The 15,884-nt window shown below is 37.6% G+C and carries 13 protein-coding genes, 1 tRNA gene and 1 riboswitch; of the genes, 1 reads left to right on the top strand and 13 read right to left on the bottom strand.

Features of this window, described 5'->3' with window-relative positions; genetic code table 11:
- Positions 1-422: 422 nt before the first annotated feature.
- The 3 genes from BUC12_RS06670 to BUC12_RS06660 all read right to left on the bottom strand — a co-directional run bounded on the left by BUC12_RS06670 (position 423) and on the right by BUC12_RS06660 (position 3,355).
- A tRNA-Met gene (locus tag BUC12_RS06670) sits at positions 423-495 on the bottom strand.
- A gap of 115 nt (positions 496-610) precedes the next feature.
- Positions 611-1,912: a DUF3078 domain-containing protein gene (locus tag BUC12_RS06665; RefSeq protein ID WP_062177635.1), complete on the bottom strand. Its 1,302-nt coding sequence runs from the start codon at positions 1,910-1,912 to the stop codon at positions 611-613.
- A 285-nt stretch (positions 1,913-2,197) separates the two neighbouring features.
- Positions 2,198-3,355 (bottom strand): lactonase family protein, encoded by a 1,158-nt coding sequence (locus BUC12_RS06660; RefSeq protein ID WP_062177632.1) that lies wholly within the window; start codon positions 3,353-3,355, stop codon positions 2,198-2,200.
- 183 nt (positions 3,356-3,538) lie between these two features.
- Between BUC12_RS06660 and BUC12_RS06655 the strand changes: the two genes are divergently transcribed.
- A complete protein-coding gene (locus BUC12_RS06655; protein WP_062177628.1) occupies positions 3,539-3,790 on the top strand; it encodes a type B 50S ribosomal protein L31 in 252 nt (83 codons plus the stop codon).
- A gap of 66 nt (positions 3,791-3,856) precedes the next feature.
- Here the strand turns inward: BUC12_RS06655 and BUC12_RS06650 are convergent, their stop codons facing one another.
- The 10 genes from BUC12_RS06650 to BUC12_RS06605 all read right to left on the bottom strand — a co-directional run bounded on the left by BUC12_RS06650 (position 3,857) and on the right by BUC12_RS06605 (position 15,881).
- Positions 3,857-4,243, bottom strand: coding sequence for an energy transducer TonB (locus tag BUC12_RS06650; RefSeq protein ID WP_157257505.1), 387 nt, complete (start codon positions 4,241-4,243; stop codon positions 3,857-3,859).
- Positions 4,244-4,269: 26 nt separating this feature from the next.
- The gene (locus BUC12_RS06645) at positions 4,270-4,722 is read right to left on the bottom strand and encodes an energy transducer TonB family protein (protein WP_062177622.1); all 453 of its coding nucleotides are present in this window, start codon (positions 4,720-4,722) and stop codon (positions 4,270-4,272) included.
- Positions 4,723-4,738: 16 nt separating this feature from the next.
- Positions 4,739-5,746 carry an ABC transporter ATP-binding protein gene (locus tag BUC12_RS06640; RefSeq protein ID WP_062177619.1) on the bottom strand — a complete coding sequence of 336 codons (1,008 nt, stop codon included), beginning with the start codon at positions 5,744-5,746 and terminating at the stop codon, positions 4,739-4,741.
- The gene (locus BUC12_RS06635; protein ID WP_236689372.1) at positions 5,746-6,789 is read right to left on the bottom strand and encodes an iron ABC transporter permease; all 1,044 of its coding nucleotides are present in this window, start codon (positions 6,787-6,789) and stop codon (positions 5,746-5,748) included. The genes BUC12_RS06640 and BUC12_RS06635 overlap by 1 nt, the downstream gene beginning before the upstream one ends.
- 65 nt (positions 6,790-6,854) lie before the next feature.
- Positions 6,855-8,012, bottom strand: coding sequence for an ABC transporter substrate-binding protein (locus BUC12_RS06630; protein WP_062177617.1), 1,158 nt, complete (start codon positions 8,010-8,012; stop codon positions 6,855-6,857).
- Between the two features lie 67 nt (positions 8,013-8,079).
- Positions 8,080-9,174 carry a YncE family protein gene (locus BUC12_RS06625; protein WP_062177614.1) on the bottom strand — a complete coding sequence of 365 codons (1,095 nt, stop codon included), beginning with the start codon at positions 9,172-9,174 and terminating at the stop codon, positions 8,080-8,082.
- A gap of 242 nt (positions 9,175-9,416) precedes the next feature.
- A complete protein-coding gene (locus BUC12_RS06620) occupies positions 9,417-10,517 on the bottom strand; it encodes a YncE family protein (protein ID WP_139262014.1) in 1,101 nt (366 codons plus the stop codon).
- A gap of 58 nt (positions 10,518-10,575) precedes the next feature.
- Complete coding sequence (locus tag BUC12_RS06615) at positions 10,576-12,567, bottom strand: TonB-dependent receptor plug domain-containing protein (RefSeq protein WP_062177609.1); 1,992 nt, start codon at positions 12,565-12,567, stop codon at positions 10,576-10,578.
- 143 nt (positions 12,568-12,710) lie between these two features.
- Positions 12,711-12,874: riboswitch (cobalamin riboswitch) on the bottom strand.
- A gap of 34 nt (positions 12,875-12,908) precedes the next feature.
- Positions 12,909-14,414, bottom strand: coding sequence for an MBOAT family O-acyltransferase (locus BUC12_RS06610; protein ID WP_062177606.1), 1,506 nt, complete (start codon positions 14,412-14,414; stop codon positions 12,909-12,911).
- 3 nt (positions 14,415-14,417) lie between these two features.
- Positions 14,418-15,881 carry a GDSL-type esterase/lipase family protein gene (locus BUC12_RS06605; RefSeq protein WP_062177603.1) on the bottom strand — a complete coding sequence of 488 codons (1,464 nt, stop codon included), beginning with the start codon at positions 15,879-15,881 and terminating at the stop codon, positions 14,418-14,420.
- Between the last annotated feature and the right edge of the window lie 3 nt (positions 15,882-15,884).

The raw sequence follows: 15,884 nt of genomic DNA, 5'->3' as shown, positions 1-15,884 counted from the left end.
CTTAAACGGATATGATATTGCTAAGATAGAAAAAAGCCAATATGCTTTCCCTATTTCAACTTTAAGGCAAATACAAGAAGACATTAACCATGAATTGGACTTGTTTTGTTGGTAAAATGAAAGATGATGTAAATATAGGTTTTTGGTACTACTTTTCACACAGAGTTCTTAGACATGCCCGATGGTTATTCGGCAGAAGATATTCTTGAAACAGTTAGCCATAGTTATATTGATGAATCAGGACAAATATACACATATAATAAGTACCCTTTTTAAATTCTGATGACTATGACAAAATAATTATTTACAAAGAAAGACCTTTCTTTAAGTGTTATATCGGTAATTAATAATTTTATTAAACTTCTCAATCAATTAATTCAAAACAAAAAAGCAACCGATTTTTCGATTGCTTTTCTTTCTAGTTGCGGGAACCGGACTCGAACCGATGACCTTTGGGTTATGAGCCCAACGAGCTACCAACTGCTCCATCCCGCGATATTTCGATTGCAAAGGTACGGCTTTTTGTTTACGATGCAAATTATTTGGATACTATTTTCCAGAATAATTATCACAATCTGGCTATACACCTCATATTCGGGTTATTGAACTATTACCAGTTATAGGATAAACCAAAACTCAAGATCTCATTCATCTGGAAATAACCCCAATCGCCTTCCCCTTTTTTTCCTGTATCGTCGAATCGTAGGTATACATTAGTATTGACGGAAAAGAATCGGTTTAACTGCATATTAAAGCTGTTCTCAAATTCCATCTGTGCTTTCTCGTAATTGGTAAAATATTTAAATCGAGATGTCCATGTCGTAAAACGGTTGAATGTAAACTTGAGATCAGCGTTTATAGTAGAACCAAACTCTAATTTTGAGTGCTTATCGGCTGCAATTCCCTGCCTGTTGGTTATCTCATTGTCTCTTATATAAATATAGTTCAAAGAGGTAGGTGATAAGTTTATAGAGAATGCCAATTTCTTATACTTATCGCTTGCAAATGCCTTTTCCTTAGAATACTTCATACCGACAGCAAAGTTTTCTGTTAAAGGAGAAAGAAATGAAGTTGTTTTATCTTTTGAGTTTATTGGATGATTCGTTAATAACTGTGTCTGACTTTCTAACTTAACTGTATATTCCCAATTATTGAAGGCCTTATAACCTAAGGTGTTTATTAAACGGACTAAATCTTCATTCACACTATATTTATTAACCTTGTCAGCTTGAACCTGCGCTATATTTAATCTCCATTCAAAAGTATTCTGAAATGATAACTTATCTTTCTTATAATTCAAATAAAGTTTATGACTATTTACAATATAGAAACTTCTATTTCCGCCTTTATACCAATTATCCGAAATAAAATTGTGTGTCGCCTGTAATTGGTGCTCGCCATTATAAGTCCAGTAGATAAATTTAGGCGCAATTTTAGGCAGTTCAACAGGAGCTACTGTTATAGGATCTTCGGCCGTGATTAAATCATGCAGGATATTCCGCTTTGTTACTTCATCCTGATTAATCTGTGGCAGTTTTTTCAGTGTAAAAGCATTATACCGTACATTCTCTATATTATTCATATTGGTATAAAAATCCCGGCGCAATAACTGAACCTGCTCTAGTCTTTTCAGAGTCGGGACAAATGTACTGTCTTCGGGTATGAGTTGCAATGGTGCAGAAGGGAACCCTGTCGACTTTGACATAAAATCGAGATCGGGTGGAAGTATCTTTCCATCGAATACAACTGGGAGATAAGCAGGATTATATATTACAGTATCCCTGAAACTTACGTTATAAGGAAACGGAGTCCAGTTATTTTGAGGCATCTCTATCAATCCGTTGGCGCCTCTCGTATATATAAAAGCTGTATCAGGACGATTTTTGTCTATTATCGTTAATGAATCCTTCATTAATAACTTTCTCCTTGGAGAAAAATATTGTAACTCTAAATCGGCTTTTACAAAATCCGACTTAGCTGATAATGAAAAACTGGAGACAAAAGTTATTAGAAAAAAGAGACTGTAAACAAACTTTTTCATAAGTAAGGATAAAATCTATGATACTCTGATTTGAGTATAACCTGATACTACCGGCTAGCTAATGCTACAAATATAATAATAAAAAAAACAGTGTTCTAATGTTTTATCATACTAAGGACGCTTTTACTTATAAAAAAGCGCCCTTTCGTTTCTATTTTATTGGAGAGATGCAAATTTTATGCAAACAGGCATATCCAACTGAATATCGAATCCGGTATTTTCCAAGAATCCGGTTGTCGGATTAATTTTAAATACCTGTATCTTATCACTATCGCGATTAGCGACTAACAGTAATCGCCCATTAGGCGTTATAGCAAAATTACGTGGATGAATACCCGTTTCCTGATATCCGACTTTAGCCAATGTGCCATCTTCTTGATTAACCGAGAAAATAGCTAAGCCATCTCCTTTCAGACGATTGGATGCATATAAGAAACGTCCGTAAGGTGTAAGGTGTATATCGGCACTGCCTTGTGCATTTAAGGTATCGGCTTTTACTGTTTGCTTCTCGGCTAAATTACCATCCTTATAATCAAATACGACAACATCACCTGATAGTTCGGTTATTAAGTAAGCATATTTTCCGTTGGGATGGAAAGTCAGATGTCTAGGTCCTGAACCCGGTTTTAATGCAAATGCATCAGGAGTACCTTGGGTCAGGAAATCTTTGCCTTCGGGGTTCACATTAAATTTATGTATCTTATCTGTACCCAAATCATCGGCATACAGATATTTATAGTCCGGAGAAAATCTCACACAATGTAAATGTGGCTGCTTTTGTCTGTCAGGATCTAATCCTTTTCCTGTAAACGAAATCAATTGAGATAATGGGTTTACCCCACCCTGCTCATTTGTTGAGAATACAGACACACTTGCTCCCGAATAATTAGCTACAACCAAATGTTTTCCGGATGGATCGACACTCACATAACAAGGTGCTCCTCCTTTTGTCAACTCCTTATTTATAAAGGTGAGTTTACCGGAAGCTTTATCAAAAGAGAATGCATTAACAGCACCTGTCTCTACATCTTCTTCGGTAACTGCATATACAAATTTCTCAGTCGGGTCTAAATTCAGATATGATGGATTGTCTACATTTACCTCGCTTACATAAGTAGACTTACCTTCTGCTGTATCTAATTTATAAACATATATTCCTTTACTCTCACCGGAAGTATATGTACCCACTAACATATACATTTCGTTACCGGATATTGAATCAGTTGATTGCTGACTTTCTGTTGTTGAACTTTTATTTGAACAACTTGCTAATAATAAAGCGGATACTGACATCGTGATAATTTGTTTCAACATATAATTTGTATCTTAATTTTAATATTCGTTTTGTATAAAACAAATATAAATAATAAAAGAGCTCATCGAGCGATATTTAAACAGAAAAATTCAAAGACAATATTTTTTATAATCAAAAAAAAGGCTATCTTTGCCATCCGAAATAATGATATACCAGCATATAATCAAATAACAATATAAGAAATGAAAAAGGGAATACATCCAGAAAACTATCGTCCTGTTGTTTTCAAAGATATGTCAAATGACGAAATATTTATTTCTCGTTCTACTATCAACGCTAAAGATACAATAGAAATCGATGGTGTTACCTATCCTCTAGTAAAACTAGAAATCACTAGTGCGTCTCACCCTTTCTACACAGGAAAACAAAAACTTGTAGATACTGCAGGACGTGTTGACAAGTTCATGAGCCGTTATGCTAATCGTAAGAAATAATTTGATCAACGATTAAGATATGAAACTTAGGGCATTCCGATTCTTCGGGGTGCTTTTTTATTTTAATCATTTCTGGAAACAAATTGTCATTGGTAATGTATAATAGCAGTCTACTGTCTTACCATTTTGTTTACCCGGAATCCAATCAGGCATAGATTCGACTACCTCAATAAAATGAGTATCGAATACTTTTGACAAAGAACGCTTTACCTCCACATTTCGTATTTTTCCTTTGCTAGTAATTACAAACCGAACAATAATACGGCTATTTAATATTTCTTCCTCGCTTACCTCCGGATATTTTATATTAGATCCCAGATACTTCATCATTTCAGCATCACCTCCCGGATATTGAGGCATTTGCTCTACAGATACATATACTTTATCTGTTTGACCAGAACAACTAAAAGCGGTCAAAGACAACAAACAGCAAATTATTATGATATATCGCATACAAATACGTTTTGATGTAAAGCTAATCATTTCTTCAAATTGAAAACAATAGGTATCGTCAAATAAAAAGGCTTTTCCTTATTAAACCTTTTCGGAGGTATCCATTTAGGCATTAAGTTTAGTACTCTAAAAACTTCCTCATCGAAAGCATAGCCCTGAGATTTTACAATATGAATATCTGAAGCCTTCCCTTCCTCATTTATATAAAAACGGGCAATGACTCTACCCTCAACTAAGGCTGAATCATTCGCTATAACTGGATAAACAAGCGTTTTAGAAATAAAATTACTAAGAGCTTCATCGCCTCCTACATATTGCGGCATATCACAATGATCCGGAAAAATATCAACACCTGAATCCTGGCTAACTATACAAAAGTTACATCCGTAAGCGAATAAAAGAATACAAATTAGTATTTTCATAAACACATTAAATCTACTGTTTCTATCATATAGATAAAACAGAAAATCTAATTCCATAAAATAACAGAAGTTTTTATAGCTGCGATAACAGTATCTTTAATTCTCCGAACGAAGAAGTCGAGTAAGTAGATCCATCTTTTACGACTTCTATCTCAGAAGCAGATATAACCTTTAGTGATAAGGTAGCATCTGTATTTTCAGATATACTAAAGCCATTACGTTGCAAGAAGTTCTTAGCCCAATAATATAATTCCCCTTCGGCAATCAGATTAATATCGCGCTTGGCTTGATGCTTAGTTACAAACGACCCGGAATGCTTATCGAAACTAATCTGGCTATTACCCAAGAACTGATCAATAGAATCAGAGAATATAATATCTTCAGTAACGCCACAGGTTAGCCCTTTGTTTCTGGATAAGAGCCACAATTGGTCTGATAAAGTCAAAGCTAATTCTATATCATGTGTCGACAAAAGGATTGTCTTATTCTGAGATACCGCCAAATTGTGCAAAAGGTTGGTAATCTCGATCCGGTTTACAATGTCCAAAAAGGCAGTTGGTTCATCCAATATAATAATCGGGCACTCCTGAGCAAGAGCTTTAGCAATCATTACTTTCTGACGCTCTCCATCCGAAAGTTCGGCAATATACTCGTCCCGTTTATGAATGATGCAGACATCAGACATAGCCTTATTTATAATAGCATCGTCATGCTTAGACAACCGTCCAAAAAATCCTGTATAAGGATAACGTCCCAAAGCAACCAACTCTGATACAGTTAAGCCGCCCGAAGCAGTCTTATCGGTAAGAACCAAGCCAATAAGCATCGATACCTCCTGCTCACTGTACTGGATTATAGGTTTACCATTCAGTATCACCGAGCCTTTTAATGGAGATTGTAAAGCTGTAAGAGTACGTAGCAAAGTGGACTTCCCTGCTCCATTCGAACCTAAAAGACAAGTCAACTCTCCTGAATATAAATCGAACGACATGTCTTCATATAAAACAGAGGTCGAACGTCCCTTTGTCTTGGGATATCCGATACTGAGACCTCGTGCCGATATGATTGATTGCCGCTTCATTAATTGAAATATTGAATCTTCTTTTGGTTAACAATCACATAGATAATAACGGGAGCTCCGAATATCGGAGTAATAGCATTGAGAGGAATCAGTCCTGCCGATCCGGGAATAACACTGATAAGGTTGCAAAGTAGCGCCATAAATGTCCCCACAAGAATAGTCATCGGTAGAAGTGACTTATGATTTGTCGTACCCAACACCAGACGGGCAATATGAGGTACTGCCAGTCCTATAAACGATATAGGTCCGCAATACGCTGTAGTTACAGCCGTAAGTATTCCAGCACAGAATAAAAGAAGGAATCTGACCTGCTTGATATTCACGCCTAAATTAGCAGCATACCTTTCGCCCAACAACAGAGCATTAAGTGGTTTTATAAGTAATATAGACATTATAAGCCCCAGTGTAACTATTGCACAAAAGAAAGGAAGTTGCTGCATAGATACTCCCGAGAAATCTCCCATTCCCCACATAACATACGAAAACACTTGTTCGCTCGTACTCCAGTATTTAAGCAATGATATAACGGAAGATGTCAGATAACCGACCATAATACCTATGATCAGCAGCATTATATTGTTCCGGACAATAGATGCAAAACCCATTATAATAAGTAAGATCAACCCTGCACCGATAAATGCACCGACTACAACAGTCATAGATGCAGAAAAACTAAACCCAACAGAATTACCGATAACGCCACCGAACAACATAATAACAACAGCCACCCCGAGGCTGGCACCTGCACTGATACCGAGTATACTTGAATCAGCTAATGGATTCCGGAAAGCTGTTTGCAGCAACAATCCCGAAACGGCAATTCCTGCTCCTGTAAACAGTGCTGTTACTGCCTGAGGAAAACGAACTTCCAGAACAATATGTTCCCATGATTTTTTGGTAGCACCGTTACCCAGCAGAATATCAATGATAGCATCGAAAGGGATTTTTACCGAACCGATGAAAAGATTAGCAAAGAACAACAATATAATCCCTGCAATGATCAGAAATATATATGTTGTGGTTATTTTAGGATTAGTTTTCAATCTTAGCTCGTTCTTCTATTAAGTTCCAGTCAGTAAAAGTACATCAGAATATTGAATTAACCGGCTTACTCTTTCATCTTTTCATAATATCGCGGCACATAACCGGGAAACAGATCGGGATGAAATATATATGCAAAATCCTGTAGAATATAATCGGGATGTATAGGTAAGTCTTCATAATATGTTTTCTTCGCAGCATTGCACTCGTATATATTCCGGTTCTTGTATGCGCCGAAATAACTATACGGTTTATACTCGTCAGCCAAAGCCGAATAAGTGAGGTCTCCCTGCGGATTGTTATACTTTATAAGCCAGTATTCGGCATCTCCTGCATGTTCCAGTATCTGCTCAAAAGGTAAAGGAACGGATTCTACTTTTCCGTTATCATACCATGCATAGGTAGCACCGGCATCACCCAACATACGCGATATAAAACTTTCGCCTCCCGAGATATACCACACACCGCTGTACGTTCTGTCGAGGAAGACTGTAGGACGATGAGCAACGTGAGCAACCTTCTCTTTGATCGAATTATAGTTACTTTCTGTTATATTAAACAGAGAGTCGGCCTTTTCTTCACTATCGAAGAATAACGAATAAAAACGTATCCATTCGGCACGTCCCAAAGGCAATGGTTCCATGTAATCCGGTGTTTCGATAATAGGTATCCCCGTCTTATCGATGCTACCGTAAGTACGGCCTTGTATTGGTGTTGCCAGTATTGCCTCAGGATCTACATCTACAATCTTTTCTATTACAGGATTTGCAGCCTGCCCTAAATCGGCAATAGATCCGTTTTCAACTCCATCCTTTATATAGTCGATATCGATATAACGAGGTTCACAGACTCCTTTTACAGTAGTAATCATGCCCAACTCATTCAGAGTAGCACAATGAATGGTCGAATAAGCTACGACATTAGTCAAAGGTGTACGGATCAGCGTTCCTTGCGGAAGATTCTTTGGCAAGTCTTTCTTCTTATCAACCAAGATGTACCGTTGGAGAATCTTGGTCGAATCCCAAGGGTCTACAACTGTCACTTCTTTATAATCGGTATAGAACTTCACCTTAAAACCTTTAGCATAGTGGGTTGTGTATGCTGTATCAGCAACACTTTCCGGTGTACTCTGATCCTTGGTCTTATTACCGGAACAAGAACCTAAAATCAAGACTGACAATAACAATATCAGTGTTGTAAACTTATTCAATCTTAATGCTAACATATAATACTCTATTAAAAAGGAGAGAAGAAGGCCGGATTACCCCAGCCTTCTTTCCTTTATCTGAAAATTATTTACTTACGAACGAAATAGAAACCGGATATGGAGCTCCAGTATCGAATTTTGATTTCAGTTTACCTTCCGATGAGAAGATGTAACAGTCTCCACTGTTAGTACCATTAGCTGCCAACACATAGAAATCTCCACTCGCTTCTTCTTTTGTTATGTAGCTTATATCTGCAATAGCAGTGCCATCTGTAATAAAGCTTTGATCAACCAGTTTCTTTGTACTCAGATCATAATATGTAACTGTCGAAACAGGTTTATTATCGACATATGGTTTATCCAAAATATACAACTTATTGTCAATTGGATAGACAGAATAAGCACGTCCGCTAAAGATAGTGGTAGCCTTATCTGTTGACAAATCTACATGTTGAACAACTCCCGGAACATCGGGGTCTCCGTATCCGTAGTTACCTCTGGCAATTACATACAAATCTTTGTTTTTATCTACTTTTAATTCGCAAGGATTCAATCCCACTTCTATTTCGCGTTGACTGTTTAAATCAACATCCACAATAGAGAGTGTATTGTTATACCCCGGAACAAAACCACCCGAATTGGCTACATAGAACTTATTATTCACAAACTTCACGCTTTCGGGATTAGGCCCTACAGCTATACGCTTGTCTATTGTCAATGAAGTAGTATCTATCCGGGCTAAGTATCCGTCATACAGGGTAACATATACTTTACCGTTATATGTTTCGAATGCACGTGGCTGAAGTTTATCTTCGCCATCGGCAGCTTTGATAGTTGATATTATTTTGTTATTAGTATCCAATACATAAATCAATCCCGATCCGTACATACCTATGTATTTCTTGCTACCATATATAACAGCATCCTGCGCTGTATCTCCAAGATCAATACCATTGGCAGACCGGAAGGCATTAGTCACACTTTTTGTTGTCATATCATAATACACAAAAGCGGGATTGTTATTGGTGTATGAACCGCTATTCAGGATATAAGCACCTACCGATTCTTCTACTACAGGATCAGTTCCTTTATTATCATCATCGTCGCTACACGAAGCGAAACCTATCAGGGTAGCCGCAGCCAGCGACAAAGCCCATAAAACATTCTTTTGTAATTTCATTTTCTTATAATCATTTTAATCTGTGTTCAACTATCAGGTTACAAAAAGTAAACATTCGTGTACAAAAAGTTATACAGCCTTGTTACTTTTGTGTGCACCTGTCACCTTTATATACTATTAAAGATCAACACTCTATCCTGTTAAAAGTGACAAAGGTGACAAAAGTGACACATATTTCGCTATTTTTTATTTTCCGTATCTGCATTTATCTGTTTTCCTTATAGATAAAACAGTTCCGGTTATTATTTTTGAATAAAAGCTATTCCCATCGGATAAGAGCTTCCGGTATCAAATTTACGTTGGAATTTACCCTCTGACGAAAAGATGTACACATCGCCATTGTTCTTTTTATTAGCAGCCGCCACATATATATCGCCCGAAACAGGTTCTGTTTCAACAAAGCTTATATCAGAAATAGTAGTACCGTCAGTTATAAAGCTTTCGTCGGTAACGGTTTTTGTCAGGATATTGTAACAGGCTATAGTTGTTGTCGGCAAACTGTTTACATATACTTTATTGATCAGGTATATTTTATCGCCGTTTGGATACATAGTGAAGGTACGGTCTTCATCAAGAATGGTAACTTCATCTGTCGCAGTATTGATTTGTTGCAACTTATTGGGGACTTTAGTGTCATCTGTTTTATAATTACCTCTCGAAACCAGATACAGATTATTATATTTATCTGCAGCGAACTCCTGAGGATTCATTCCTACAGTAATGGTTTTAACCGTTGTCAGGTTCAGGTCTGTAATCGAGACTGTATTATTATATCCGTTAGCAGAATTCTGTCCGCCCGAATCGGCAACATAGACCTTATTATTTACCACTTGTACACCTTCGGGATTAGGACCTACGGCTATACGCTTGTCAATAGTCATCGAAGTAGTATCTATCCTCGCCAGATAACCGTCATATAATGTTACATATACTTTTCCGTTTGCCGCATCCATTTCACGTGGTTGAAGTTTATCCTCTCCTTCTGCTGCAACAATGGTATTCAATATTTTACAATTATTATCCAGAACATAGATAATACCAGAATTATAAACGGCTACATATATTTTCGATCCGTAAGCTATCATACTTTCTCCGGTATCTCCCAGATTAATCCCGTTAGCTGAGGTAAAAACATGCTGCGTAGCTTCTTTCGTATCCATACTGTAATAAGCAATGGTAGCTGCATTATTACCTTTACCGCCACTGCTCAGAACATATGCACCATTGGGAGTAAATTCGGGCTGGGTAGGATTACCTTTATCGTTATTATCATCATCGCTACAAGCAAATAATACCATAGAAGAGAACAGTAGCAAAGCACTGCGGAAAAACATTTTATTCATTTCGAAGTATAATTAAAATTATATATTAGTTAGTATTTAAGAGACAGTAAGCATTACCTTAAAAATCCATTCGTAACGTAAAACGGTATGCGCGTCCCGGCATCGGATAATCTTTCACTACATAATAAGTTTTGTTAGACAAGTTAGATATATCGGCCTGCGCCCTGAATTTTATAGCTTGCCACTCGAATGATTTATTCACCGATATAGTCTGGTCTGTATAAGCTTTTACTTTATTCATATCTGTATTCTGTGGTAAGGCGTATGTAATACCACTCGCTACGATAGAATAAGAGATATTTACATAAGGATTTTCGAGGGTAACCGAACCTGCTCCCGAATGTTTCGGAGTATAAGGTATCTGGTCTTTGTAATTCTTATCTTCGGGATCTGTTTTATCAATTGCATCCTGATAAGTGTAATTACCCGACAGTTGTAAGTTCACTTTACTGCTCATATCAAAACGGGCATTCATATTTATATCGAAGCCATTGATCTCGACCTTACCCAGATTTACCGATTTGGGGTAGAAGGAAGATGGATAAATAATGATCTTATCCCGAACATTATTGTGGTAAATGTCGGTTGTCACAGAAAAATAATTGAAAAGATCGGAGAACGAATTTGTCCATGTAAGACCCAGATTATATTGCTGTGTCTTCTCAGGGCTCAACGACGAATTTCCTGTACCTGTATAATACAGGTCATTGAAAGTAGGTACTCTGAAAATATCCTTGTACGAAGCCCTTACCCTCAGGTTTGTAACGTCCAGCAGCCGGTACGACATGCTGAGCGAAGGCGATAATCGCTTTTTATCTTTAGCGGCTGTTCCGTAATCTACATTTTCTGAGACATAGGTACCCAGCAATTTTCCGACAATCGACAATCGATTGTTATCGTATTTGGCTGATAATGCCGTTAATGAGCTATATCTTTCGGGAAAAGCAAATTGTGCGAGGTTGGCATTCAATGTTGCATAGCTAATATCTTCGGCCAGTGAGAACGAAATATCCTTATTCAGATTATACAAAGCTGTACTTGTCAGATACAGTTCATTCTGAATGTATTTATTCATAAGCCAGCCATTTACATATTTGCCGTCCGTATCTTCGTATCTGGTCTCGGTGTGAGTATATTTTGCCTGTACCTGAAAATTGAATTTATCGTTCAGGTAATTCACATATTTTGCCTGTGTGAAAAAATTCTTATCCCACAGACGCTCTTTATTACCATCGTAGTAAAGCACTATTGAACCGGGCAATCCCCGCTCCGAATCGAAATAATATACTTTGAACGATAGTTTTTGTGTTTCACTCAAATTTCCGAACAGGTTTAGCTCCGTACGTTTAATATCTACATCCGTATTCCGTCTTTTACCTTTAATGACTTCTGTAGCATTTTTTCTTTCGAACTTATATCTACCATCAGCCCTTTGCCAACTTCCGTCTACTGAAAAAGAAAACTTCTCACCTAGTTTATGGGCATAATACAAATAAGGATTGAACTGTCCCCACGAACCTGCTCTTAATTGCAGCCTTGCCAGATAATCCTTATTCTTAAAGTGTGGTGTAGCAGTCTGTATATTCAATACCCCTACCGAGGCCGAAGCTCTGGCTGTACGGAATATATCGTCGGATTGCCCGATGGTCAGGCTCAACATTTCCACATTGTCTAACGAAAACTTACCTATATCAATCTGACCCGACTGTGCATTACTGACCGCTATACCATCATAGAGAACAGCAGTATGCTCTGAGCCTACTCCGCGTATGGCAATTGTTTTCATCCCCCCTATTCCACCGAAGTCTTTTACAACAACACCCGAGAAACGGCGTACTGCATCGGCTACAGAGACTACTCCTATTTTGTCCATAGACTCGCTTGTTAATACCTGAACCGGAACAGTCGATAAAACGGTAGGGGGAGCTGCTTTGGTCGACACCTGCACTTCTTTGATATATTGCATATCAATAGAATCGTTTGTCTGGGCAATAGCTCCTACAAAAATAGATTGGATAAATAAAACCAGTGATGTGTAAAGTAATTTCATTACAGACAACTAATACTGCGAATTCCTGTTTTTATAAAAACCGTATCAGCATTCTGTAGAGATAAAGTTGCAGCGGTTACTGCCTGAAAGGAGAGAACTTGTGAAGTTTTCTATCTTAAGCTTTATGCCTCGAAAGCTGTCGGAAGTATTTATATTGTTTTGCAGGTTTTCTGACTTACAATGCTTCTTATCGAAACAATTGCTTACAGTAGCGGGTCTGTCCAGGTCTTTCACCTGATTACCCTTTTGCATTCCATCCTAATAGATTAAATCTATATTAATAGAAACAAAACAACGATACAAAGATATGTTATAAAACAGTACCCTGTTTAAATAATATGTTAAAATTGAAAATAAATAAATGGTTGCGGCTCACTTGATGCAGTTACATATACCAACCAGAATACGAAGCCGACAATAATTGCTTTTCCCCAAAAAGGAAGTTTTTCGAATCCTGATTGTATAGTATTTACCACCTTATTGGGTGTAAAATGCATAGCATATCCTATCAGGATCACAATAAATACATTCCGGTATGCTTCGAGAATCACAAGCCATTCATCAGGGGCATAATCAATAGTAGAGATATGGTTTATCATACTCACAGCTGTTTCATAGCTATCTGCTTTAAAGAATATCCAGCAAAATACTACAAAATGGAAAGTAAGGAGTGCGCAGATAAAATTCACCAGAATATTTTTTTCGGGCAACCTTATCCATTGCTTAAAGAACCGTTCTACAACCAAAGCGCCACCATGTAACGCTCCCCAGATGATGTATTTCCATGCTGCACCATGCCACAGGCCTCCGATAAGCATAGTCAGAAATAAATTGAGATATGTACGGAACTTACCTTTGCGGTTTCCGCCCAAAGGGATATACAGATAATCCCTCAACCACGATGACAGCGAAATATGCCAACGTTTCCAGAACTCGGTAACCGAGGTAGATTTATAAGGAGTGCGAAAGTTTTCGGGTAGTTTGAATCCCATCAACAATGCTATACCTATAGCCATATCGGAATATCCCGAAAAGTCGCAGAATATCTGCAATGTATATCCATAAGCAGCCATCAACGACTCAAATGGAGTGTAGACAAGTGGATTACTAAACACCCTGTCAACAAAATTAATAGATATATAGTCCGATATAACCGTTTTTTTTATCAATCCACTAATAATCAAGAATAAAGCAAACCCAGCCTCTTGTTTCGTCAGATTGATCTTACGGAGTGCCTGAGGCAGAAAGCTTTTTGCCCTGACAATAGGCCCTGCTACCAGCTGCGGAAAAAAACACAGATAAAATGCAAAGTCAAAAACATTACGCGCAGGTCTCAACTGTTTCCTGTAGAGGTCGACAGAATAACTGATTGCCTGAAATGTATAAAACGAAATACCGATCGGTAAAATAATATTCTGTAACGGAATACTCTCGCCAAACCACGTATTTATATTATCGATAAAGAAATTAGTATACTTATAATAGGCTAGAACCGAAAGATTCAACAGAACAGTAAATGTAAGTATCAGTTTTCTTTTAAACTGCTTTCGGGATAAATCCATCGTTTCCGACAGGATATAATTTATCACAGCCGAAAACACCAATAACAAAACAAATTCCCCTCCTGCCTTATAATAATAAAAAAGGGAGAACAGAATAACATATACCGTCCGGAAAGCCCTGTGGTTACGGGTAAATATATAAATCAGGTAGAAAACCAGAAAGAAACCCAAAAACAAACCGCTACTGAATAACAACGGATATTTGGGATCGTAAACAAACCAAGACACTATTTCGTCCCGGTTCGGAATCTGAGTTAATAATGATTCGAGTGCGGTAAGCAGCATTTTTTAATGGACTCTTCTGTTTTTTACATAACGATCGTAAGCTGTCAGGAAATCAGTGGCAAATAACCGTCCCTGTTCTTCGTACCCGTCTTTGGTATAATGTACCTTGTCTCTGGCCATCATATCCGACAAGGTTTTTCCTTTGGGAGCATTAATTCCTCCCAGTCTCGATAATAAATCCCAAACGACATATTCTTTCGATTGTACCATCGCCTCTCTGTACCCTTCAATAAACTCATTCGGATTTTTTCTTCTGAATAACGAAGGCGGTGGTGTAGTGACCAAAATCACCGCATTAGGATTTGTATTTTTTATATTCTGAACCAATTGGTGTAACTGATCCATGTAATACGGTGCAGACCACTTCCCAAAAGATTCATTAGTTCCCAAAGATATGATAACGAGATCAGGATTCAAAACCGGCAGTTGTTTGAAAAACAAAGGATACTTGTTATAGTCGGATACTTTCGCCCCATTTACACCAATACTATGATAAACAACACCCGGTTTATCGTTCTCCAGAACTATACCACTAAGATTATATTCAGGCCGTTTATCTTTTGAATCTATAAAAGCAATATTCGTCAGAATGGTATCTTTTGTTTCAGTAAAATACATTCCGGATAACACACCTGCTTCTTTTTGTTTCTTTGGAGCAGGCGGTTCTATCACTTTTATTTCCTCAGGATGCGGCTCTTCCAAAACAGCCTCTGCTTTATTGTCATCAGGAAGAATAATAGTCATACCTGTTTTTATTACATTCGACTGTAACCCGTTCAGTTCTTTTAGCCTGTCTACCGAAGTATTATTATTGAGCGCAATCCGGTATAAAGTCTCTCCTCGTTGAACAATGTGGGCTTTTACCATTGGGTTATCTCTCTCGACTTTCGTGGAGAGAACAACCTCTTCCCTGCTATTGTTTTCCTTTGGTATAAATTTTTCTTCCGAAAATGAAACTTCAAATCCCGGCTCGGTAGTAGTAGATAAAACTTTGACGCTGTTAAAAGCATAAAGGGGATCAGCTTCCACCCTTATGCGTAGATTCGGATTATTTGTATAGAGCCCGATACCGCTCAAACCTATCGATACATCGGTAACCGGATAAATATTCCTGCGGCTATTCCATACAGCATCCGATTTGTACTTAACATAACCGGCTCCATTGGTCTTGGCTAATGAATACGGAAATGTAAAACCATATCCTCCGTTTCCAAACCTTGATTGTAGTATCTGTCTAATGGCATCTGTTAACATATCAGCCTGAATATGAGAATCGCCGATATGTACGATATTAAGTTTCCCCGACTTATTTTGCTCCAATTGGAGAAGCTTTTCAAATACCGTTTCCAGTTGAGACAAATTATAGAAATATCCATCGTCTCCTTTATCGTTACTTGCCGAAACCAAACGGCAGTCTAAAAGCGACCATATTATTAATAATAATACTATTGTATTTCTATAAATCATCTA

The sequence above is a fragment of the Indolivaga macrotermitis genome (assembly GCF_900128985.1).
Taxonomy (GTDB): domain Bacteria; phylum Bacteroidota; class Bacteroidia; order Bacteroidales; family Dysgonomonadaceae; genus Dysgonomonas_A; species Dysgonomonas_A macrotermitis.
Note: the sequence above shows the minus strand (reverse complement) of the source record. Positions and strands in the feature narration are given on the sequence as shown.